Annotated in this window: 16 protein-coding genes and 1 pseudogene; 4 read left to right on the forward strand and 13 right to left on the reverse strand. The window is 69.0% G+C overall.

The annotated features are described in order from the left end of the window. Window positions 1–3: 3 nt before the first annotated feature. Together malF and malE are read right to left on the reverse strand one after the other, a co-directional pair. Entirely contained in the window at window positions 4–1,377 is a 1,374-nt protein-coding gene (gene malF / locus KAK03_RS08195) for a maltose ABC transporter permease MalF (protein ID WP_210853234.1), read from the reverse strand. Continuing rightward, on the reverse strand, window positions 1,374–2,573 hold the full coding sequence (gene malE, locus KAK03_RS08200) for a maltose/maltodextrin ABC transporter substrate-binding protein MalE (protein ID WP_247661017.1): 1,200 nt from the start codon (window positions 2,571–2,573) through the stop codon (window positions 1,374–1,376). Before malE ends, malF begins: the two co-directional genes overlap by 4 nt. Window positions 2,574–2,878: 305 nt before the next feature. Between malE and KAK03_RS08205 the strand changes: the two genes are divergently transcribed. Continuing rightward, a complete protein-coding gene (locus tag KAK03_RS08205; protein WP_210853236.1) occupies window positions 2,879–4,120 on the forward strand; it encodes a hypothetical protein in 1,242 nt (413 codons plus the stop codon). Between the two features lie 31 nt (window positions 4,121–4,151). Here the strand turns inward: KAK03_RS08205 and KAK03_RS08210 are convergent, their stop codons facing one another. Both KAK03_RS08210 and KAK03_RS08215 read right to left on the reverse strand, forming a co-directional pair. Beyond that, window positions 4,152–5,657, reverse strand: coding sequence for a tryptophan halogenase family protein (locus KAK03_RS08210; RefSeq protein ID WP_210853238.1), 1,506 nt, complete (start codon window positions 5,655–5,657; stop codon window positions 4,152–4,154). Between the two features lie 116 nt (window positions 5,658–5,773). Then, window positions 5,774–8,557, reverse strand: coding sequence for a TonB-dependent receptor (locus KAK03_RS08215; RefSeq protein WP_210853240.1), 2,784 nt, complete (start codon window positions 8,555–8,557; stop codon window positions 5,774–5,776). A gap of 286 nt (window positions 8,558–8,843) precedes the next feature. Between KAK03_RS08215 and KAK03_RS08220 the strand changes: the two genes are divergently transcribed. After that, entirely contained in the window at window positions 8,844–11,405 is a 2,562-nt protein-coding gene (locus KAK03_RS08220) for an alpha-amylase family glycosyl hydrolase (protein ID WP_210853242.1), read from the forward strand. Window positions 11,406–11,417: 12 nt separating this feature from the next. Here the strand turns inward: KAK03_RS08220 and KAK03_RS08225 are convergent, their stop codons facing one another. Beyond that, complete coding sequence (locus tag KAK03_RS08225) at window positions 11,418–12,785, reverse strand: MATE family efflux transporter (RefSeq protein ID WP_247661019.1); 1,368 nt, start codon at window positions 12,783–12,785, stop codon at window positions 11,418–11,420. Continuing rightward, a complete protein-coding gene (gene glk, locus KAK03_RS08230; RefSeq protein ID WP_247661020.1) occupies window positions 12,782–13,765 on the reverse strand; it encodes a glucokinase in 984 nt (327 codons plus the stop codon). Before glk ends, KAK03_RS08225 begins: the two co-directional genes overlap by 4 nt. Window positions 13,766–13,983: 218 nt before the next feature. Here glk and KAK03_RS08235 point away from each other — a divergent pair. Next, window positions 13,984–15,859: pseudogene (locus KAK03_RS08235) on the forward strand (glucokinase). A 484-nt stretch (window positions 15,860–16,343) separates the two neighbouring features. Here KAK03_RS08235 and KAK03_RS08240 read toward each other — a convergent pair. From KAK03_RS08240 to KAK03_RS08265, 6 genes are read right to left on the reverse strand one after another with little or no spacing between them, the layout of a single operon-like run. Then, complete coding sequence (locus tag KAK03_RS08240) at window positions 16,344–17,090, reverse strand: lysophospholipid acyltransferase family protein (RefSeq protein WP_210853246.1); 747 nt, start codon at window positions 17,088–17,090, stop codon at window positions 16,344–16,346. Beyond that, window positions 17,090–18,394 (reverse strand): dihydroorotase, encoded by a 1,305-nt coding sequence (locus KAK03_RS08245; RefSeq protein WP_210853248.1) that lies wholly within the window; start codon window positions 18,392–18,394, stop codon window positions 17,090–17,092. Before KAK03_RS08245 ends, KAK03_RS08240 begins: the two co-directional genes overlap by 1 nt. After that, entirely contained in the window at window positions 18,391–19,353 is a 963-nt protein-coding gene (locus KAK03_RS08250) for an aspartate carbamoyltransferase catalytic subunit (RefSeq protein ID WP_210853250.1), read from the reverse strand. The genes KAK03_RS08245 and KAK03_RS08250 overlap by 4 nt, the downstream gene beginning before the upstream one ends. Before the next feature lie 4 nt (window positions 19,354–19,357). Beyond that, window positions 19,358–19,864, reverse strand: coding sequence for a bifunctional pyr operon transcriptional regulator/uracil phosphoribosyltransferase PyrR (gene pyrR / locus KAK03_RS08255; protein ID WP_210853252.1), 507 nt, complete (start codon window positions 19,862–19,864; stop codon window positions 19,358–19,360). Next, window positions 19,861–20,289, reverse strand: coding sequence for a Holliday junction resolvase RuvX (gene ruvX / locus KAK03_RS08260; protein ID WP_210853254.1), 429 nt, complete (start codon window positions 20,287–20,289; stop codon window positions 19,861–19,863). Before ruvX ends, pyrR begins: the two co-directional genes overlap by 4 nt. Next, a complete protein-coding gene (locus tag KAK03_RS08265) occupies window positions 20,286–20,864 on the reverse strand; it encodes a YqgE/AlgH family protein (protein WP_210853255.1) in 579 nt (192 codons plus the stop codon). Before KAK03_RS08265 ends, ruvX begins: the two co-directional genes overlap by 4 nt. Before the next feature lie 60 nt (window positions 20,865–20,924). Between KAK03_RS08265 and KAK03_RS08270 the strand changes: the two genes are divergently transcribed. Continuing rightward, on the forward strand, window positions 20,925–22,409 hold the full coding sequence (locus KAK03_RS08270; protein ID WP_210853257.1) for a cryptochrome/photolyase family protein: 1,485 nt from the start codon (window positions 20,925–20,927) through the stop codon (window positions 22,407–22,409). Here the strand turns inward: KAK03_RS08270 and KAK03_RS08275 are convergent, their stop codons facing one another. Next, window positions 22,410–23,426 (reverse strand): GGDEF domain-containing protein, encoded by a 1,017-nt coding sequence (locus KAK03_RS08275; protein ID WP_210853259.1) that lies wholly within the window; start codon window positions 23,424–23,426, stop codon window positions 22,410–22,412. It lies immediately after the preceding gene. Window positions 23,427–23,428: the final 2 nt, after the last annotated feature.

Here is a 23,428-nt window from a genome sequence, read left to right on the forward strand (position 1 = left end):
CGGTCAGCGCGCGGGTTCGTCGTTGATCCTGGTGAAGCGCATCTGCACCAGCGTGATGGCCGCCACGATCAGGAAGATCACGGTGGAGATGGCCGCCGCCAGGCCGAACTGCTGGCCCGAGTCCTGGAAGGCGATGCGCCAGGTGTAGCTGACCAGGATGTCGGTGCCACCCACCGGCAGCGCGGTGTCCACCCGGTCGGGGCCGCCGGCGGTGAGCAGGCTGACCAGCACGAAGTTGTTGAAGTTGAAGGCGAAGGCGCTGATGAGCAGCGGCGTCAGCGGCTTCAGGATCAAGGGCAGCGTGACGCGGCGGAAGTGCGTCAGCGGCCCGGCGCCCAGCACCGCCGAGGCCTCGACCAGATCACCCGGGATCGCCTTGATCAGACCCGAGCACAGCACCATCATGTAGGGGAAGCCCAGCCAGATGTTGACGATCAGCAGCATCGTGCGGGCCAGCGCCGGATCGGTGAACCAGGCCGGCTTGATGCCGAACAGCCCGTTCAGGATCAGGTTGATCTCGCCCAGGTTCTGGTTGAACAGGCCCTTGAACACCAGGATCGAGATGAAGCCTGGCACCGCATAGGGCAGGAACAGCACCAGGCGGTAGGCAGCGCGGCCCTCCAGCGCCTCCCAGTTCAGCAGCACGGCCAGCAGCAGGCCCAGCGCGGTGACGCCCAGCACCGTCAGCGCCGAGAAGGCCACGGTCCACAGGAAGACGCTGGCGAAGGGCTCCTGGAAGCGGCCGTCGCTGAAGATGCGCTGGTAGTGGCGCCAGCCCACGGCCACGCGAAAGCCCGGCTGCAGCTGGTCGCCGGCCTCGCTGGTGAAGAAGCCCTCGGCCATGTCGGGCCGGTAGGCGGTGGCGGTCAGGGTGTCGACCAGCGCGCCATCGTCGCGCAGGGTGTAGAGCGGCCGCGAAGGCGCCACATGGCGCAGCGACTGCAGGCTCAGTGTCTGGCCGTCGGGCGTGGTCAGCTGCAGCGCACGCAGCGCCGGCACGCGCTCGACCACCTGGGCCGGCGGGGCGGCCGGGGTCAGCGCGGTGTCGGCCAGCGGCTGCAGCGGCACGGCGCGGGTCTCGGGGCTGTCCAGCGTCAGCGGCGCCGTGACCAGCGCCGCCTGGCCGTCCTCGGCCGGCAAGGCCACGCGCCAGCGCGCGCCGTCAGCATGCAGCGTGAAGGCGCGCTCGCTGCCGGGCTGCACCAGGCGCTCCTCCAGCAACTGGGCGCGCGCACGCTCGAATGACAGCAGGTTGCGGGCGCTGTAGTTGGTGAAACCCAGGCTCAGCGTGTAGAGCATCGGGAAGACGACGAACACCGCCGCCGCGGCCAATGCCGGCAGCAGGTAGCGCCAGGCGGGGGAGGATCGGCCACTCATGCGCTGTCCCGGATGCGGCGCTCGGCCGCCTGAAGCGCTTCGCGCGGGGTCTGGCGACCCTCGGTGAGGTTGGTCAGCGCGGCCTTCATCGCACTCCAGAAACGGCCCATCTCGGGCAAGGGCGGGATCGGCAGGCCGTCGCGCGCCGAGTCCATGATGCCGGCCACCTTGTCGCCCAGACCGGGCCGCGCGCGCAGCTCGGCGAACAGGGCCCGGCTGGCCGGTGCGCCCAGCGGCTCGGCGCTGTCCAGCAGGCGCAGGCCCTCAGGGCGCAGCAGCCAGTGCTCGATGAACTCGGCCGCCACCTCGCGCTGCGCACTGGCGCGGTTGATCAGGAAGCCGCGCACGCCGATGAACGGTGCGGCGCGGTGACCGGCCACCGCCGGGATGCGGCTGACGCCGAAATCGATGCCGGCGCGCTGCAGGTTCACCCAGGACCAGGCGCCGTTGATCATCATCGCCGCGCGGCCCTGGGCCATCGCGGCCTCCATCTCGGCGTAGCCCGAGCCGGGCGGCATCACGCCCTCGGCCACCAGGCGCGCCAGCAGCTCGGCGCCGCGCAGCGCGCCGGGGTTGGCCACGCCCACGTCGTTCGGGTCGTAGCTGCCGTCCTCGCGCTGCCGGAAGGCATAGCCGCCGCCGGCTGCCAGCAGCGGCCAGGTGAAGTAGTTGTTGGTGTAGTCCCAGACGATGGCGTGCCGACCCTGGCGCGACAGCCGCGCCTCGATCTCGAACACCTCGTCGAAGCTGACCGGCGGCCGCGGCACCAGCGCCTTGTTGTAGATCAGCGTGACCGCGTCGATCGCGTACGGGTAGCCCCAGTCCCGGCCGCGCCAGCGCATCGCGCGCCAGGCCAGCGGGTCAATGTCGGCCAGCAGCGCGCGCGACGGGCTCACCGCATGCACCAGGCCGCCGGCCACGTACTCGCCAATGCGGTCGTGCGGGAAGGTGCAGATGTCCGGCCCCTTGCCGCCCGAGGCCGCCTGCTGGAAGCGCGCCGGAATGCCGTCGGGGGTCTCCACCACCACCGGCACACCGGTGGCGGCGGTGAAGGCCTCGCCGATGCGGCGCACGGCCTTGGCGCCTTCGACGCTGTACCAGATCACCAGCGGGCGGCGGTCGGCGGCGCGGACAGGCGCGACCACCCCCGCGGCCAACAAGAGGCTGGACCAAGCCACATGGCGACGTCGAATCATCAGATGTGGAGTGTAGTTTTGCTACATTTTACTCAGATAGGCCCAGCAATCGAGATCGCACTTCATAGGTAGAAACCCGCCGATCGCGACGCGTTTCAGCCAGCCATTCGCAAGTATCTTTACTACATTCGAAGGCAACAAGTGCCGTCAGTCACAGCTTGCGTAGCAGGCAGGAGACAAGATGCCAAACCAACCGCAGCAACTATCGCTTACGGGTACCAGTACCCAACCCGAAAGCAATTGGTTTCAGTTAAATTCGCGTTCGCCAATCAAAACATGCTTGGCGCAAATCAACTAGGGAAAAAATGAGATTTTTAAAAGTTATAGCGATTCTGGGGTCTGTATTTTTTCTTGGCAACACGGCAGTTGCCCAAAACTATACGTTCACAGAAAAATGGCCAGCCAACATCAAGATTGTACCGACCAATGCTGTCTCAGAGTATCTAAAGGCAAATTTTGGACGCATCGGCGAAGTCGCCGCAGGATCGCTTGACAACTGCCTTGCCGACCCAAAATGCAGAGCAAAGATGTCGCGATTCGGGGCAGATCAGATGTACAGGATTTTCACCAGTACAAATAAATCCAATGATCAAAAGGCGAGTGAACTCTTGTCGCTGATTGAGAATGACCTTGGGGGATACTCCAGCACGAAGACTGCCACTCTCGGCTTGGTGGCCAGCTATGCCCCGAGTTACTCGGTCGCTCGCCTCACCTGGGAACGGCGGACTCAACGGCTAGCCTGCCAGAAAACCACCTGCACCTGTCCGCCGTACGGAACCAAGGTTCTTCCAGGGACTATGTGTTCGTGGACCGAGATCATCGGAGGAGTTCGATATGATCGGAACGCACCAGCATCGTGCACCATCAGCACCGATACGGTTGATAACGAAGCCGGCTACCGGATTTACCGAGGCGACAAGCTTCTAAAGGTTTTCGAGTCCACCAGTCAAGTGGTCTCAGGAACCGGAGGAATTCCGTTCAGCTTTGACTTCCTGAAACTGCAACTGAAGTTGGGGATTCCCGCTTTGTCGGACCTTCCGACGGGTGTTGGCGGCCCATTTTACGACTATGATCCGCAGTTCGTTCCCCTTGGGAAACCGCTGACCTACCGCGTCGAAGCTTTCAGCGATGGATGCGGAATGGCGTATAATAATTCATGGACTGGATTGCTTGCTGCCACCGACACAATCACAGTCGACGGTGATGGCGACGGGCGAGCTGATTTCTTTCCTAAGACGGCCTGGGACAAGAAGCTTTCAACCCTTCCGGGAGGTTTCGTCCCCGGAGAGGGAATGCTCAGCGTGTCAGGTTATGGCGGACCAGGCTATATCAATTTCCAAGTAAAGAATACCGGATCTGGAACAATCAGCGGCCTTGCGGTGGCCTGCACGGCAGGCCCAGCAAACATAGTGGCTTTCCCCGCGAGTACGCTTGCTCCAGGCGCAACTACCTCCGTAGGCGTTTGGCGTTCTGATGGCGCCTTCTGCAAGCCTAGGTTTTCTGGCACCAACATGACCAACTCGCCACTCCTAATCACCGCAGACTAAAGAGCTACCGAGGGTCAGGAAAGCGCGGCGCTCATCGCGCCGCGCAGTTCTCTGCGATGTAACGGTTGTGGCTCGGCATCACTTCCACACAGGCCGCGATGACACCTGACACCTCATCCAGATAGTCCGCGATCTCCTTTTCATCCAGCAGGTCCGTAAGCGGGTGGTAGGCCTGAGGCCGGATGCGCTGGCCGTGCATCACCTGCAGCCAGCTGACCTTGGTGAACAGCTCGTTGCCCTCGCGGAAGACGCGGCCGTGGGTGCGGAACAGGTCGATCCGGTGCTGCAACGAGGCCGGAATGTCCATCGTGCGGCAGTAGTCCCAGAACGGCGTGTCGTTGCGCTCGGTGGCCTTGTAGTGGAGGATGATGAAGTCGCGCACCCACTCGTACTCCAGTTGCATCGTCCGGTTGTACTCGTCGATGTCGGGCTGCGAGAAACCCGTTGCGGGAAAGTAGGTGAGCAGGTGGGCGATGCCCATCTGTACCAGGTGGATGCTGGTGGATTCGAGGGGCTCGATGAAGCCGCTGGCCAGACCGATTGACACCACGTTGCGATCCCAGGTCTTGCGCCGCCGCCCTGGCACGAAGCGGATGGCCCGGGGCTCGGCCAGGGGCGCGCCGTCCAGGTTGCCCAGCAGCACGCCACGCGCCTCGTCGTCGCTCATGAAGCGACTGGCATAGACCAGGCCGTTGCCCGTGCGGTGCTGCAGGGGGATGCGCCACTGCCAGCCGGCGTCGCGCGCGGTCGATCGGGTGTAAGGCGTGATCTCGGGCACCGAGGCGCAGGGCACCGCCAGCGCGCGGTCGCAGGGCAACCAATGCGACCAGTCCTCATAGCCGGCCTGCAGCGTCTGCTCGATCAGCAGGGCGCGCATGCCTGAGCAGTCGATGAACAGATCGCCCTCGATGCGTTGCCCATTCTTCAAGGTGACGGCCTCGATGTGCCCGTCGGCGGGGCGCACGGAGACATCAGTGATGATCCCCTCCACGCGGCGCACACCGCGCTGCTCGCTGTATTGCCTCAAGAAGCGCGCATACAGGGAAGCGTCAAAGTGGAAGGCGTAGGCAATCTGGGACAGCGGTGAATTGGGCATGTCCGCCCGCGCCCGCATGAACTTGTTGTGCCGACAGGCCAGCGTGTTGATCGAGTAATGCTCGAGTTCCTTGGCCTTGCCGGCCAGGTATTGCTTGAGCCAGTACTGATGGAAGTCGACCGTCCAGTTGTCCTGCCCGATGACACCGAACCCGTGGATGTAGCGGTCTCCCAGGCGGCCCCAGTTGACGAACTCGATGCCGAGCTTGAACGAGGCCTGGGTCTGCCGCACAAACTCGTTCTCATCAATCTCGAGCATCCGGTTGAACACCGAGATCATCGGGATCGTGGCCTCGCCGACCCCGATGGTGCTGATCTCCTCGGACTCGATCAGGGTGATCTCGTAGCGGCCCTTGAGGACCTTGGACAGCGCCGCGGCGGTCATCCAGCCGGATGTGCCACCGCCAACGATGACGATGTTGCGCAGGGGGGTATGGTCCATGATGTCAGCAGGAGTGATGCAAGCCGTCAGAGCCGATTGTCAACCAGCGCCGCCATGAAGAAGCCCCTTGCCGGGCAAGCCGGACAAGGGGCTGGTTCAAGACGCCCGGTCGGGGATCAGAACTTGTAGTTGACCTTCAACGAGAGCGAAGCACCAGTCTTGGTCTCGGTGTCGACGGTCTTGCCATCAGCCTTGAGCTGACGGTAGACCGGCTTGTTCAGGTTGTTGCCCTCCAGGCGCAGACCCAGACCCTTCAGCGGCCCCTCCTGCATCTCGTAGCCCACCTGCGCAGACACCCAGGACGAGCCCTCGATGTAGCGCAGCGTCGGGTAGCCGCCCACGGCGTCGTTGGCCACGCTGCCGATGTAGGTCGAGCGGTAGTTCTGCGCGACAAAGGCACTGAAGCCGGCCTTCTCATAGTAGAGCATCAGCTTGGCGTTCTTGCGAGACAGACCCGGCAGCGGAATCTCGCCATCGGCCTTCGACACCTGCTGGTTCGGGTTCTTGCCGAGCACGTTGGGCAGCTTCACCGAGCTCTGGGTGTCGGCGTAGCTGATGCTGCCACCGAAGCCATCCAGGAAGGCCGCCGCCAGGTTGAACGGCACCGAGGCCGTCAGCTCGACGCCATACAGGTTGCCGCCGTTGCCGTTGACCGAAGTGGTCAGCGTTCCGATCGGGCCGGCAGGCGGGATCGTCAGACCCAGGGCTTGTGCGTACTTCGTGAAGTCGTAATTGACCAGCGTCTGCGGCGTGATGTAGGTGTCCAGCTTCTTGTAGAAGGCCGCGGCACTCAGGTAGCCCTTCTTGCCGAAGTACTTCTCGTAGGACAGGTCCAGCGCCTTGGCCTTGAACGGCTTGAGTTCCGGGTTGCCCGCGGAGCCCACAAACTTGCCGAACGTCGAGTTGGCCGCATTGGTGTCCACCGACGCCGCGAACGAATTGCGCATGTCGGTCATGGTCGGCCGCGCAATCTGCTGCGACACCGACAGACGCACCTGGTTGCCATCGCCCAGATCGCCGGTCAGGTTCAAGGAGGGCAGCACATCCAGGTAGGTGGTACCGGCCGTGCTCAAGCCCTTGGCGGGGTTGTTCAGCACCACGCCAGAGCCGACCTCGGCGCGGTAGCCCTTGGAGCTTTGATCCGTGTTGACCAGCTGCAGGCCCACATTGCCGCGCACCGGGATGCCCGACAGCTCGGTGTCAACGTTGAGCTTGGCGTAGGCCGTGGTGACCTTCTCCTCGACGCCCCAGGTCTTGGACAGGATGTCGTCGTTGTACTTGCGCAGCAGCTTCGCACCGGCCCACAGACCCGCTTGCGGATCAAAGGTCAGCATGTCGAGACCGGTGCCGCCAACGTTCTTCTCGATGTAGGAGCCCGCGGGGAAGGGAATGCGGTCACGACCCACGCCGCTGGCGGAGACGATCAGGCCTTCATCGCTGGTGCGGTCCTTCGTGCGGACCGTGTAGTTGGCACCAAACTGCACGTCGGTGAACATGCCGCCAGACAGATCCTTGGTGAAGTCCACGCGGATGGCGTTGACCTTGTCCTCGATCGTCGGGCCCTTGGTGTAGCCCGCCTGCGGCACCGGCGTGCCGTCCGGGTAGTTCACACCGCTCCAGCCGGTCTGATCACGCACGGCGATCGTGTTGGCATTGGTGTAGTTCAGCGGGCTGCCCAGCGTCAGGCGAGGCGTGCCGCCGCCGGTGTGGTCAAAGGTCAGGGTATCGGTGGTCAGCGTGCCGGCGTAGGCTTCGACATCGCGCTCGATGCGCTTGGCGGAGTTGTGGCTCAGGTCCACCGACGCCTTCCAGCCGTTCTGCAGCTTGAGCGTGTTCCGCCAGCCTGCCGACATCACCTCGTCGTTGTCGCTGATGCCCTCGATGTAGTCGACCAGCGACACATTGCTGTAGGTGCCCTTGGTGGCCACACCGTTGACCACCGTGGCGTTGGTGATCGGACCTCCGAGGCCGCCCTTGACGAACTGCTTCTTGGTGTAGGTCTTGATCTTCGAGTAGAACAAGTCCAGCTGGCTGTTGAAATCCTTGTTCGGACGGTAGGCCAGGATGGCGGCCACACCGTCACGGTCGTCCTTGACGCGCTGGCTGCTGAAGTCCAGACCCGCACCCCAGGGGGCCGGGATCTTGACGCCATTGACCACCTGGCCATTGGTCAGCGTGGCATCGACCGTGGCCTCACCCCAGCCGCCGGTGCCCAGCTGGTTGGTCGTGCCATCGGAATGGACGAAGCCCAGAGCCAGACCGATGGTGCGATCGGCGAACTGGTCGATGTAGGACAGGCTGTAGCGCTTGCCACTGCCTTCGTTGGGCAGGCCCCGGCCGGTGCTGTCTTTCTGCACACTGCCGTAGATCACCCGGTTGGGGAAGTCCAGCGGATTGATCAGGCGCGTGTCGATCGTGCCGGCCAGGCCGGCGGTCATCAAGGACGCGTCACTGGTCTTGTAGACGGTGGCGCCGCTGATGAGTTCGGCAGGGTAGACGCTGAGGTCAACACCGCGGCTGTCGCCGATGCTGGTCTGCTCGCGCCCGTTCAACAGGTAGCCGTTGAAGTCGGGACCCAGGCCACGGATGCTGATGCTGGAAGCGCGGCCGTCCTTGGTGCGTTGGGTGGTCAGACCCGGCAGCCGGGACAGGGACTCGGCGATCGTGGTGTCGGGCAGCTTGCCGATGTCCTCGGCACTGATGGCTTCGACGACACCATCGGCATTGCGCTTCACCGAGATCGCGTCTTCGATGCCCTTGCGGATGCCGGTGACGGTGATGGTCTGGGTGTCCTGGGCCTGGGCGGCGAACGCCGAGACCAGCAGGGCGGCGCCCACCGCGGTGGCGGTCAGCGGGGTGGGACAGTGGCGGCGCGAGCGCGGGTGGGACTGGGGCTTCACCGGGGTACTCCTTCTCTGGACGAAAGGTCTCTTGGCGGGGGCGGGCGCCGACTGTGGTGGCGCCCGGACAGGGCACGACACAGATCGCGCCAACGATTGGAACGACGCATTTGTACCAAAACTAGCTGAGCGTCAAACTTTGTGAAAACCCTAAGAGTGGCCGTCCAGCGACACGGAAAAGCCCCATCTTCCTCGGTAGAACAGGTAGGATTCCACACAGACGGCGGTTCTCCAGCAGAGAAAGCGCCGTCGATATGTAGCCCAACTACATCTTCACGTGCGTCCCATGAAACTCCTTGTCTGGACCCTGCTCGCCACCCTGGGCGCGGCCACGCCGGCCACTGCGGCCCCCGTCGACTGGCGCGACCAGGTGCTGTACTTCGTGCTGACCGACCGCTTTGACGACGGCAACCCGCGCAACAACGACCAGGGCCGTGGAGAGTTCCGCCCGGGCAGCCTGGAGCATTACCAGGGCGGCGATTTCGCCGGCCTGCAGCGCCGGCTGGACTACGTGCGGGGGTTGGGCGCCACCGGGGTGTGGATCACGCCGCCGGTGGCCAACCAGTGGCTGGACCCGTCGGGCCACAGCGCGGGCTACCACGGCTACTGGGCCGAGCACTTCATGAAGGTGGACCCCCACCTGGGCACGCTGGCCGACTACCGCGCACTGGCGCGTGCGCTGCACGGCCGCGGCATGACGCTGGTGCAGGACATCGTGGTCAACCACACCGGCAACTACTTCGGCTACCGGCCCGCCGAATGGCGCGCCGACGACCCCACGGCCGGCTACTGGCCCCACCCGGACAGCCCGCCGGTGGCCCGGCCCAGCCAATGGCCGTTCTCGCTGAACGACCCGCGGCGTGCGGCCGACCGCCGCGCCGGGGTCTACCACTGGACACCGGACGTCAGCGACTACGCCGACCGCCAGCAGGTGCTGAACCGGCAGATGTCCTCGCTCGATGACCTGAACACCGAGAACCCGCTGGTGCGGCAGGCGCTGCGCCGCTCCTACGGCTACTGGGTGCGCGAGGTGGGTGTCGACGCCTTCCGGGTGGACACCGCCCTCTACGTGCCCCCCGAGTACTTCACCGATTTCATGCACGCCCGCGACCCGCAGGCGCCCGGCATCGCCCGGGTGGCCCGCGCCGCCGGCAAGCCCAGCTTCTTCACCTTCGGCGAAGGCTTTGGCATCGACGGGCCGGGGCAGGACACGCAGACCCGGCTGATCGAGTCCTACGCCGGCCCCGACAAGCTGGGCGGCATGCTGAACTTCCCGCTCTATGGCGCGCTGGGCGCGGTGTTCGCCAGCGGCCGCCCCCCGGCCGAACTGGGCGAGCGCATCCAGACGATGATGCGCCTGCACCGCGACCCCTGGCGCCTGCCCAGCTTCGTCGACAACCACGATGTCGACCGCTTCCTGGCCGGTGGCAGCGAAGCCGGCCTGAAGCAGGCCCTGCTGGCGATCTACACGCTGCCCGGCATCCCGGTCATCTACTACGGCACCGAGCAGGGCTTCACCGTGCCGCGTGCCAGCATGTTCGCGGCCGGCGCCGGCTCCGGCGGGCGCGACCGTTTCGACACCCACACCCCGGTGTACCGGCTGCTGGGCGAGCTGGCCGCGCTGCGCGCCGGTGATGGCCGCGTGTTCTCGCGCGGCACACCCACGGTGCTGCTGGCCCAGGCCGAAGGCGCCGGCGCCGTGGCCTGGCGCACCGACCACGGCGGCCAGCGCGCGCTGGTGGTGATGAACACCGCCGAGCACGAGCTGCTGCTGGATGCGTTGGACACCGGCCTGCCGCCCGGCACCCGGCTCCGGGGCCGCTTCGGCCTGCACGGCCAGCCCGGTGACCTGCAGGTGGACGCCCAGGGTCGGCTGAGCCTGCGGCTGCCGCCGCGCGCCGGCATGGTCTGGCGGGTGGCGGGCCCGGCCGCGTCAGTGGCGGCGCGCAGCGCCGCGCTGAGCATTGACGCCCTGCCGGACAGCATCCAGCAGGACAGCGTGCTGCTGAGCGGCTGCGCCGACAGCGCGGCACCCTTCCAGTTGGTGGCCGACGGCCGCCTGGACCGCGCCGTGACGGTGCAGCCCGGCCCGGACGGCCGCTGGCAGCAGCGCTGGGACGCTGGCGACTGGACCGACCCCGACGCCCGCCACCGCCTGGTGGCCTGGCGCGCCAGCGATGGCGCGCTGTCCGCCCCGGTGACACTTCGCCTGTGGCAGCCCTGGCTGCCCGCGGCCGAGCACGCCGACCCCGCCGAGGACGACCGCGGCCCCAGCGGCCGCTACCGCTATCCGCTGGATGCCAGCTTCGGCACGACCCGCCCCGGCGACGTACGCGCCCTGCGCGCCTGGCGCGCCGGTGGCGCCTTGCAGGTGGAGGTGGAAATGGCCTCGATCAGCCGCGCCTGGAACCCATCGCAGGGATTCGACCACGTGGCCTTCACGCTGTTCGTCGAGTTGCCCGGTCAACCTGGCGGCGCCCGCGTGATGCCAGGCCAGGATGCCACGCTGCCCGAGGGCATGGTCTGGCACCGCCGGCTGCGTGTGCACGGCTGGTCCAACGCGCTGTTCAGCCCGGCGGGCGCCGACGCACGGCAGGAAGGCACGCCGGTGGCGCCCTCAGCCCGGGTGCAGGTGGACGCCGCGCGGCGCCTGGTGCGCTTCACGCTGGACGCCGATGCGCTGGGCCGCCCGGCCAGCCTGCAGGGCGCCCGGCTCTACCTCAGCACCTGGGACTACGACGGCGGCTTTCGCGCGCTGGCGCCCGAGCCGCTGGCCTGGTCGTTCGGCGGCGGCGAGCCGGGGGCGCCGAAGGTGATGGACGACACGCCGGTGCTGACGCTGCGCTAGGGGCGTCCCAGCTCAGGCGGCCGGCCGCAGGCGCCGATGCGTGGCCCGCGCATACGGCACCCAGCGCAGCCGCACCCAGCGCCGCCACATCAGCAGGCCGCGCAGCCACTCGTCGGCCGCGTAGGCCACCCACAGGCCGGGCAGGCCCCAACCCAGGCCGATGCCCAGCGCCCAGCTGCCGCCGGCCAGCACCACCAGCATCGACGCGGTGCCGGCCATCACCGGGTAGCGCGCGTCACCGGTGGCACGCAGTGCATTGATCACCACCAGGTTGAAGGTGCGGCCGGATTCGACGGCCACCGTCAGCCACAGCAGGCGCACGCCCATGGCGATGATCGCCTCGTCGCGGGTGAACAGCCGCATCAGCCACGGTCCGGCCAGCGCCACCGCCAAGGCCAGCCCGGTGCTGACCGCCAGGCCCACGCCCATGGCCCGGCGCAGCAGGCGGTCGGCCTCGCGCAGCCGGCCGGCCCCCACCAGGTGGCCGACCACGATCTCCACCGCGATGCCGGTGGCCGCGCCGAACAGCAGCACGCCCATCATCACCTGCATCACGTAGGCATGGGTGGCCAGCGCCGCCGCGCCCAGCAGGCCCACCACCGCCAGGCTGGCCATGAAGCACAGCCGCCAGGCGATGTTCTCGGCCGCGCCAGGCAGGCCGATGTGCAGCACCGCGGCCAGCTCGGCGCGCGGCAGGCGCCACCAGTCGGCGGCCCGCGGGCGCAGCTGCAGACGCCGGCCCCACAGCAGCAGGTGCAGGCCCACGCCCAGCGCCCGCGACACCAGCAAGGCCAGCGCAAAGCCGCTCAGCCCCCAGGCCGGCAGCGGTCCCCAGCCCAGCATCAGCGGCAGACTCAGCGCCAGGTGCGTGGCATGCATCGCCACGATCACCATCAGGGTGTCGCGCGCCCGCAGGTGCGAGCGCATCACCGCCGCCATCGACGCGTTCCAGGCGTCCAGCAGCAGTGAGGCGCCCAGCAGGCGAAGGAACGGGGCAGCGAGCGGCAGCACCTCGGGCGGCGTGTTCAGAAGCGTCAGCAAGGGGTGTGCGAAGAGCACACAGGCCAGACCCGTGCCTCCACCCAGCCAGGTGCTGGCGCCCAGCGTGGCCAGCGCCACCGCATCGGCCTGGTCGCGCTGTCCGGCGCCCAGGCGCTGGGTCAGCACCACGCTGGCACCGGCGCCAATGATGCGAAACAGCACGAAGAGCATGGCCGCCAGCTGGTGGGCGATCGCGAAGGCGCCGCCGGCCGCGTCGCCGCCGCGCGCCGCCAGCGCGGTGCCGACGATGCCCACGGCCACGCCCAGCCACAGCTCCAGGTACAACGGCCAGATCAGCGGCAGCAGCCGCGGCCGCGGCGCTGCGCCTGGGCCGCTCAAACGCCGTCCTGCTCGATCGCGAAGGCGGCTCCGGTGAGCGCGGCCAGCGTGTCGGTGATCAGCGCGGTCGGGATGGCGTGCAGGTAGCCGCGGAAGCGCCCCTTGGCCTCGAAGCGCTCGCGGAAGCGCGACTGGAAGAAGCGCTCGCCCAGGCGCGGCACGATGCCGCCGCCCACATACACGCCGCCGCGCGCGCCCAGCGTGAGCGCCACGCTGCCGGCGAAGCCGCCGAGCATCGCGCAGAAGGTGTCCAGGGTGCGCTCGCACAGCGCATCGGCGCCGGCCACGCCGCGCTCGACGATCTGTTCGGCCGGCAACAGCTCGACCGCCTGCCCCATGGCCTCGGCCACCGAGGCATGCAGCACCGGCAGGCCGATGCCCGAGAGCAGCCGCTCGGCCGAGACATGATCGAAGCGGGTGCGTGCGGCGGCCAGCACCGCGCTCTCGAACTCGTCGGCCGGCGCAAGCGTGGCATGGCCACCTTCGCCCGGCAACGCCACCCAGCCGTGGCGGGTGCGGGTGACGCCACCCACGCCCAGACCGGTGCCCGGGCCGATGACGGCCAGCGTGCCCTCGGGCCGCGGCAGGCCGGGGCCGATGGCGCGCAGCTGTCCGGCCCCCAGCCGCGGCAGCGACAGGGCCAGCGCCTCGAAGTCATTGAGCACCTGCAGGCGCTCCAGGCCCAGCGTCTGCTGCAGCGCACGGGCGGAGAAGCGCCAGTGGCTGTTGGTGAAGGCCACCTCGTCGTGTCCCACGGCGGTGGCCACGGCCAGCGCGGCGCGACGCGGCACCGCGGGGCCGTCGACCAGCGGCCCGACCTGGTCCAGGTAGGCCCGCACTGCATCGTGCGGGTGCGCATGGCCCAGCACCGGCAAGGTGCGCACGTGGCGGATATCGCCACCGGGGCCTTCGACCCAGCCCAGGCGTGCGTTGGTGCCGCCGATGTCGGCAACCAGCCAGGGGCCGTGCGGGGCGGCCATGTCAACAGAGGCGAGGTGCGCCGGACTCATGAAGCAACTTTAGCAAAACTACACCCGTTTGAACCCGGTGTGTCGGCAGCACTTTCCGGTAAGCTGGTCGGTAATGTAGTGAAGCTACCAACAAAATCCATCCCCGACAACCCCAGTGCGATGCGCCGGCCGGCCCCTGGCCGGCTGGTGGACAATCGGGCGAACCCAGCCCCCGCGGCCGCCGTCCCATGACGCCCTTCGAGCACCCTCGCCTGATCGCCGACATCGGCGGCACCTACGCCCGCTTCGCGCCTGGAAACCGCGCCAGGCCGATTCGACCACGCCGCGTCGCTGCGCTGCGCCGACCACGCCGATTTTCACGCCGCGATCAGCGCCTTCCTGGGCGGGCTGCCCAGCACCACGATCCGCCACGCCGCGGTGGCGATCGCCAACCCGGTGGATGGCGACCTGGTGCGGATGACCAACTACCACTGGCAGTTCTCGATCGAGCAGATGCGCGAACGCCTGGGCTTCGAGACCCTGGTGGTGGTCAACGACTTCACGGCCCTGGCGATGGCCCTGCCGCGCCTGAGCGTGGAGCAGCGCCGGCAGGTGGGCAGCGGTGCGCCGCGCGAGCCCAGCGTGATCGGCCTGCTCGGTTCCGGCTCGGGCCTGGGCGTGTCGGGCCTGATCCCGGCCGCCGACGGCTGGGTGGCACTGGGCACCGAAGGCGGCCACACCAGCTTCGCGCCGCACGACGAGCGCGAGATCGCCATCCTGCGCTTCGCCTGGAAGCAGTTTTCGCATGTGTCCTTCGAGCGCCTGTTGTCGGGGTCGGGCCTGGAGCTGATGTACCGCGCGCTGGCCGAGCACTCCGGCGTGAAGGCCGAAGCACTTTCCGCGCCAGACATCACCCAGCGCGCGCTGGCCGGCGCCGACCGTGTCTGCATGGACACGCTCGAGGTCTTCTGCGGCCTGCTGGGCACCGCGGCCAGCAACCTGGCGGTCACCCTGGGTGCGTTCGGTGGCATCTACATCGGCGGCGGCATCGTGCCACGCCTGGGCGAGTACTTCGACCGCTCGCCCTTCCGCGCCCGCTTCGAGGACAAGGGCCGCTTCACCGACTACGTCAAGGCCATCCCCACCTACGTGATCACCGCGCCCAACGCCACGTTCGTGGGCGCCTCGGCCATCCTCGAGGCACAGCTGCGCTCGCTGGAGACCGGCAGCGGCAGCGCCATCCTCGACCAGATCCGCCGCGCCATCCCGGGGCTGTCGCCGGCCGAGAAGCGCGTGGCCGAGCACGTGCTGGCCCAGCCGCGCACGGTGCTGGGCGACCCGATCGCCGAGATCGCCCGCGCCGCCGAGGTGAGCCAGCCCACCGTCATCCGCTTCTGCCGCTCGCTGGGCTGCGAGGGCCTGTCGGACTTCAAGCTGCGCCTGGCCTCGGGCCTGACCGGCACCATCCCGGTCAGCCACGTGCAGGTGCAGCAGAGCGACTCGATGAACGAGCTGGGCGCCAAGGTGCTGGGCAACACCGCCTCGGCCATCCTGCAGGTGCGTGATCAGCTCAACCGCGAGTCGATCGAGCGGGCCATCGAGCTGCTCAACGGTGCTCAGCGCATCGAGTTCCACGCCAGCGGCCACTACGGCGTGGTGGCCCAGGACGCGCAGTTCAAGTTCCTGCGTTTCGGCATTGGGTGCAATGCCTGCACCGACCCGCGGCTGCAGGTGCTGGCCGCCGGCGTGCTGGGGCCGCGCGACGTGGTGGTGGTGATCAGCAGCTCCGGCAAGGTGCCCGAGCTGCTGGAGGTGGTCGACATCGCCCACGCCCGCGGCGCCGCGGTGGTGGCCATCACCGCCAGCCAGAGCCCGCTGGCGCGCAAGGCCGATGCGGTGCTGATCGTCGACCACGACGAGGACGTGGCCACCCATGTGCCCATGGTCAGCCGCATCCTGCACCTGCTGGTCATCGACATCCTGGCGGTGGGCGTGGCCATGCGCCGCCAGGCCCCCAACGAAGACGGCACGCAACCCGCCGTGCCAGCGCCGGGCCGCCGCCGCGTGGCGCCGGGGGTCAGCGCGTCGACGCCGCTGGCCAGGTTGACCTCGCATTCACGCTGAGCGAATCACCCGACCACGGCCGCCGACAGCAAACTGCCCAGAGCAGCCAGTCGAATGGATTGACTGCAGAGTTGGTGGCGCAGACAAGGCCCGAGCGGCCAGGGCCTGTCGTCGCAGACGGTGGCGGTCGGCTGCGCCGACTCCCCTGCGGTGCTCGAACTGCAGGGCGGCCCACAAACTCGCTCCGCTCGCCTGCGGCTCGCTGTGCTCAAACAGTGTGGGCCAGTCAGATGGGATTGCCCTGCAGCCCTGCGCTCCTCGGCGCCCCCGACAGCGCCACCAGTCCCTGGCCGCTCGGTCCTTGTCTGGGGCAGCCGTTGCGGGACTGCTCGCGTGGGCAGTCTCAAGACGGTAGCCAGCGAGGTGGGGGAAAGGGGTCGAACGAAGTCAAGGAGGAGGCCGCAGGCCGGGGGACATGAGAGAGACCCCTTTCCCCCACCTCACGCCCACCACATCTGCGGGCAGTGACTGCCACGGGCAGAAGTCAGTGCATCGCGGCTTCGTCCAGCCGCTGCTGGATCTGCTGCTGCAACGCAGCCGCCAGCGCCCGCCGCTCAGCATGCGCGCTGGCCTGCGGCGGCAGGAAATCGACGTCGACGCTCAGGCCCTGCGCGGCCAGCACGCGCCACAGGCTCTGCAGCAGCGTGGTGTCGCCGATGTACTGCGCCGCCACCGAGAAGGGTTGACCGGGCTCGGCGAAGCGCAGGGCCACTGGCTGGATCGGTGCGGCCACCGCGATCGCGGCCTGCAGCAGGTTGGCGTGGAAGGGCAGCACGGTGGCGCCGGCGCCGGTGGTGCCTTCGGGGAACACTGCCACGGTCTCGCCGCGTTGCAGCGCGGCAGCCATCTCGTGGACCATGCGCATCGCGTCGCGCTTGCGCTCGCGTTCGATGAACAGCGTGCCGGCGCCGGCGATCAGCCAGCCCAGCAGCGGCCAGCGCTTGACGTCGGCCTTGCTGACGAAGCGCGCCTGCGGGCAGGCGGCGTGGATGGCGGCGATGTCCAGCCAGCTGACGTGGTTGGCCACCAGCAGCGCACCACCGGGGCGTGGGGCGCCGCGCACGGTCAGCGTGAGCCCGGCGCGGCGCAGCAGCTTGGCGCTCCACCACTGAATGCGCTGCTGCCGGCCCGACTCGTCCAGGCGCCGCCACAGCAGCGCCATCAGCAGCATGCCGTGCAGCACGTGAAGCACCAGGCCGACGCTGCGGCCCAGCGCACGCAGCGCCGGCATCAGGCCTGGTAGGCCACGGTACCGGCCACCACGGTGGCGCGCACCCGGCCCGGCAGCGCGGTGCCGCTGGTGGTGAAGTCGAAGGGCGTGTGCTTGCCCTGGCTGCGCAGGCCGGCGGGCTCGACCTGCCAGATGGCGGCGGGGTCGAACACGCACAGGTCGGCCACGCCGCCCTCGGCCAGGCGGCCAGCGCTTTCGGCCAGCGAACCCAGCGCCTCGCCCAGCACCGCCACCGGGCGGCTGGTGATGCGCGACAAGGTCTCGCCCAGGCCCAGGCCACTGTCCTGGCCCCATTTCAGCGCCATGCTCAGCAGCAGTTCCAGCCCGGTGGCGCCGGGCTCGGCCTCGCCGAAGGGCAGGTTCTTCGCGTCGGCCTCCACCGGCGTGTGGTCGGAAACCAGCGCGTCGATCGTGCCGTCGGCCAGCGCGGCGCGCAGTGCGGCGCGGTCGGCCTGCTGGCGCAGCGGGGGGTTCAGGCGCATCGCCGGGTTGAAGTAGCCGATGTCGACGTCGGTCAGGTGCAGCGAATTGATGCTGACGTCGGCCGTGACCTTCAGGCCCTCGGCCTTGGCGCGGCGCAGCAGCTCAACCCCGGCGGCGCTGGACAGGCGGCACAGGTGCACCCGCGCGCCGGTCACCCGCATCAGCTCGAAGATGGTGTGCAGCGCGATCGTCTCGGCCGCCACCGGCACGCCCGACAGGCCCATGCGGGTGGCCACGGCGCCGCTGGCGGCCACGCCCTTGCCCAGCCAGCTGTCCTGGGGACGCAGCCACACGGTGTAGCCGTAGGTGGCGGCGTACTGCAGCGCGCGCTGCAGCACCAGGGTGTCACGGATCGGCACCTCGGCCTGCGAGAAGCCGACGCAGCCGCTCTCGGTGAGCTCGGCCATCTCAGTGATCGCCTCGCCCTTCAGGCCACGCGTCAGCGCACCCAGCGGGAACAAGCGGCACAGGCTGAGCTTGCGGGCGCGGAACTTCAGCATGTCGACCAGGCCGGGCTCGTCCAGTGCGGGGTCGGTGTCGGGCGGGCAGACCAGGCTGGTCACGCCGCCGGCGGCGGCCGCGTTGAGCTCACTCTCGAGCATGCCCTCGTGTTCATGGCCCGGCTCGCGCAGGCGCGCCGCCAGGTCGACCAGACCGGGCGCGACGATGCAGCCGCTGGCGTCGATCACGCGGGCGGCGTCGAAGCCGGTAGGGGTCTGGCCGATCGCCACGATGCGGCCGGCCGCCACCGCCACGTCGGCGGGCTCGTCGCGGCCGGTGGCCGGGTCGATCACCCGGCCGCCTTTGATCAGGATCTTCATGCTTCGTTACCTGCAATGATCGACATGACCGCCATGCGCACCGCGATGCCGAAGGTCACCTGCGGCAGGATCACGCTGTGGGTGCCGTCGGCCACGGCCGAGTCGATCTCGACGCCGCGGTTGATCGGGCCCGGGTGCATCACGATGCAGTCGGGCTTGGCCAGCGCCAGCTTGTCGGGCGTCAGGCCGTAGTGCTTGAAGTACTCGCCGGCACTGGGCAGCATCGCGCCGCTCATGCGCTCGTTCTGCAGGCGCAGCATGATGATCACGTCGGCGCCGCGGATGCCCTCGGCCATGTCGTGGCACACGCGCACGCCCATCTCGCGCAGGTCGCCCGGCACCAGGGTCTTGGGACCCACCGCGCGGATGTCGGGCACGCCCAGCGTGGTCAACGCGTGGATGTCCGAGCGGGCCACGCGCGAGTGCACGATGTCGCCGACGATGGCCACGCTGAGCTGGGTGAAGTCCTTCTTGAAGTGCCGGATCGTGTACATGTCCAGCAGGCCCTGCGTGGGGTGCGCATGGCGGCCGTCACCGGCATTGACCACATGCACGTGCGGCGCGCAGTGCTGGGCGATCAGGTAGGGCGCGCCGCTCTCGGAGTGGCGCACCACGAACATGTCGGCATGCATCGCGCTGAGGTTGGCGATGGTGTCGAGCAGGCTCTCGCCCTTGGACGCGCTGGACTTGGCGATGTCCAGGTTGATGACGTCGGCCGACAGCCGCTTGGCGGCGATCTCGAAGGTGGTGCGGGTGCGCGTGCTGTTCTCGAAGAACAGGTTGAACACGCTCTTGCCGCGCAGCAGCGGCACTTTCTTGACCTCGCGGTCGTTGACCGACAGGAAGGTGCCGGCGGTGTCGAGGATGTGGGTCAGCACCGCGCGCGGCAGGCCCTCGATCGACAGCAGGTGGATCAGCTCGCCGTGGCTGTTGAGCTGCGGATTGCGTTTGGAGAGCATCAGGTCACGCCTCCCGGTCGTTCACGGTGAAGGTCAGCGCACCCTCGGCGGTGCGGGCCAGTTGCAGGCTCTGGCTGACCGGCAGCGCGACACGGGCAGCCGCGAAGGCGGGCTGGATCGGCAGCTGGCGCCCGCCGCGGTCGACCAGCACCGCCAGCTGCACGCTGGCCGGGCGGCCGAAATCGAACAGCTCGTTGATCACCGCGCGGATCGTGCGGCCGGTGTAGAGCACGTCATCGATCAGCAGGATGTGGCGGCCGTCGATGGCAAACGGCAGGTGGGTGGCATCGGTGGTGGCGGCCAGGCCGCGCTCGCCGAAGTCGTCGCGGTGCAGCGCGCTGCTGATCACGCCGTGGGCGCCGGGCAGGCCCAGGTCGGCCTGCAGGCGCTGGGCCAGCCAGGCGCCGCCCGACCAGATGCCGACCAGCGAGGTGTCGGGGCGGAGCAGCGGGCGCACGCCGGCCAGCAACTCGGCGTAGAGCGCGTCGGCGTCCAGGTTCAGGGTACTCATGCGCAGTGTTCCCGCAGGAATTGGGACAGGATGATCGCGGCCGAGGCCGCGTCGGCATCGGCCGCGCCGGCGGCCAGGGCCTCGGTGGTGGTGTAGCGCTCGTCGACCTCGTGCACCGGCAGGCCGAAGCGGCCGTGCAGCTGGCGGGCGAAGCGGCGCGCACGGCGGGTATTGTCGTGCTCGGCGCCATCGGGGTGGAAGGGCACGCCCACCACCAGCGCGTCGGGCTCCCACTCGCGGATCAGCAGCCCGATGGCGGCAAAGCGGGCATCGCCTTCGGCGGCGATGGTGCGCAGCGGCTGGCCTTCGCCGAGCAGGCGGTTGCCGCTGGCCACGCCGACCCGCTTGAGGCCGAAATCGAAGGCGAGAAAGCGGGAGCCTGGCGGGGGGACGGTGGCGCGGGCGGCGGCGCTCGGCGCGCTCACGCGTGCCCCGCTTCCTGCGACAGCATGCGCGGATCCACGCCCAGCAGCTGCATCGCCCGCTGGTAGCGCTGCTCGATGGGGGTGTCGAACACCAGCGCGGCATCGGCCGGCACGGTGAGCCAGCCGTTGCGGCCGATCTCGTCCTCGAGCTGGCCAGCGCCCCAGCCGCTGTAGCCCAGCGTGACCAGCAGGCGCTGCGGCCCGTGGCCGGCGGCAACAGACTCCAGCACGTCCTTGCTGGTGGTCATCGCCAGTCCGTCGGGCACCGCCAGGGTGCTGGCGAAGCCGGGGGTGTCGGCGCCCATGGGTTCGTGCAGCACGAAGCCGCGCTCGGTCTGGACCGGGCCACCGAAGAACACCGGCTGGGCGGCCAGCGCCTCGTCCGGCAGGCTCAGGTCAACCTTCTCGAACAAGGAACCGAGCGTGATGTCGGTGGGCTTGTTGATCACCAGGCCCATCGCCCCCTGGGCGTTGTGCTCGCAGAGGTAGACCACCGAACCGGCGAAGTGGCCGTCCAGCATGCCCGGCATGGCGATCAGGAACTGGTGGGTGAGGTTGATGCCGTCCGAGGCCATGCCCACGATTCTATTTCACCCCGCCTGCCAGGGCTGGCCGATCCGGGCGACACTCGGCCGATGCACAAGGCCCTGGACCATGCGCTGGTCTGGTTCCGACGCGACCTGCGCGCCGAGGACCACGCCGCCCTCTACGCCGCCTGCCGCTCGGCGCGGCAGGTGCATGGCGTGTTCATCTTCGACACCGCCATCCTCGACGCCCTGCCCCGGCGCGACCGCCGCGTGGCCTTCATCCGCGCCAGCCTGGTCGACCTGGACAGCCAGTTGCAGGCGCTGGGCCGAAGCCACGGCGTGGAGCGGGTGCACCTGATCGTGCGGCACGGCGACGCGCGCGCACAGATCCCGCAGCTGGCCAGCCAACTGGGCGTGCAGGCGGTCTATGCCAGCCACGACGACGAGCCCGACGCACTGGCCCGCGACGCCGCGGTGCGCGGGCGCCTGGCCGACCTGGGCGTGGTGCTGCACACGATGAAGGACCACGTGGTCTTCGAGCGCAGCGAGGTGCTGACCGGCAGCGGCACCGCCTACAGCGTGTTCACGCCCTACAAGAACGCCTGGCTGCGCCAGCTCACCGACTTCTACCTCAAGGCCTGGCCGGTCGCCCACCACGCGGGGGCGCTGGCGCCCTGGCCCGATGCGCTGGGCGAGCCCGGCGTGCCCACGCTGGCCGAGATCGGCTTCGAGCCGCCGTCCGCCGATGAGCCGCACCTGCCCGCCGGCAGCGCCGGCGGCGCCGAGCTGCTGGCCGACTTCCTGGGCCGCATCGACCGCTACGACCGGGCGCGCGACTTCCCGGCCGTCAAGGGCCCGAGCTACCTGAGCACCCACCTGCGCTTCGGCACGCTGTCGGTGCGGCGGCTGGCGCGCGAGGCCTGGCACCGGATGCAGGGCGGCTCGCGCGGCGCCGAGGTCTGGCTGTCCGAGCTGGTCTGGCGCGACTTCTACCACCAGATCCTGCACCACCACCCGCGGGTGGTGGGCCACGCCTTCAAGCCCGAGTACGACGCCATCCATTGGGAGCACGGCAAGCATGCCGACGCGCTGTTCGCCGCCTGGTGCGAGGGCCGCACCGGCTACCCGCTGGTGGATGCCGCGATGCTGCAACTGGCCCGCACCGGCTACATGCACAACCGGTTGCGCATGGTCACCGCCAGCTTCCTGACCAAGGACCTGGGGATCGACTGGCGGCGCGGCGAGGCCTGGTTTGCGCTGCACCTGAACGATTTCGACCTGGCCGCCAACAACGGCGGCTGGCAGTGGGCGGCCAGCACCGGCTGCGACGCCCAGCCCTACTTCCGCATCTTCAACCCGGTCAGCCAGAGCGAGAAGTTCGACCCCGAGGGCAAGTTCATCCGCCGCTACCTGCCGCAACTGGCCGGCCTGCCGGCCCGGTCCATCCATGCGCCCTGGCTGGCCAAGCCGCTGGAGCTGGCCGAGGCCGGCCTGCGCCTGGGGGTGGATTACCCGGAGCCGGTGGTGAACCACGACGAGGCCCGGCAGCGCACGCTGGAGCGCTTCGCCGTGGCGCGTGGCGCCAAGGCCTGATCAGAAGAACTCGACGTCGCTGGTCTGCACCAGGTCGCTGAGCTCGCCTTCGCGCACCAGCGCGGCGTGCGAGCGGACCTGGTTGCGGCCGTGGCGCTTGGCGTAGTAGACCGCCATGTCGGCGCGCTCGACCGCCGCCGGGGGCGTGTCGCCGGAGCGCACATCGGTGTAGCCCACGCTGACCGTGACGTGCTGCACCCGCGGGAAGACGAAGGCCTCGACCTGGGCGCGAAAACGCTGCAGCGCGGCCATGGCTTCGTCCTCGCCCGGGCAGCGCAGCAGCACCACGAATTCCTCGCCGCCGAAGCGGTAGAGCTTGTCCAGCGCGCGAAAGCTCTGGCGCATCACCCGCGACAGCAGCAGCAGCACCTCGTCGCCGATCAGGTGGCCGTGCTGGTCGTTGACCTGCTTGAAGTGGTCGATGTCGACCACGCCCAGCCAGTAGCGCTGCTCACGCACCACGCGCCGCTCGGGCTCGTCGCCCATCTGGCTCAGGGGCAGCGCCGAAGCCCGGTAGAAGGTGTCGTCGAAGCTCTTGCGGTTGAGCAGGCCGGTCAGGGTGTCGCACTCGGTGTAGTCGAGCAGGCTGACCAGGTTGCGGTAGATGTCCAGCAGGCCGCGCACATCGGCCAGCGCGGCCTCGTCCGGCGCCACTGCCGTGCGCGCCTCGACCACGCCCAGCACCCCGGCACTGCCACGCAGCGGCAGCAGCGTCACGCCGGGTGTGGGTGCCGGCGGCTCGGGGGCGCGCATGCAGTCACGCCAGTCGGGGTGCTGGTCCAGAGGCGGCAGGTCGAGCAGTTCGACCCAGGATGGATCGGCGCAACTGGCCTGTTCGGCCGGCCCGACCTGGGCGCCCACCAGCCAGCGCTCGTCGCCCGCGTCGCCCAGCAGGCGGGCGATGCGCACCTCGTCGGCCGCCAGCCGCAGGCGGATGGCCTGCGCCAGGCACAGGTCCATCTCCTCGCGGTTGCGCAGCGCAGTCAGCTGGGTGAGTTGCTCGATCAGGCCGGACATGG

The organism is Ideonella alba (assembly GCF_018069845.1).
Classification (GTDB): domain Bacteria; phylum Pseudomonadota; class Gammaproteobacteria; order Burkholderiales; family Burkholderiaceae_C; genus Ideonella; species Ideonella alba.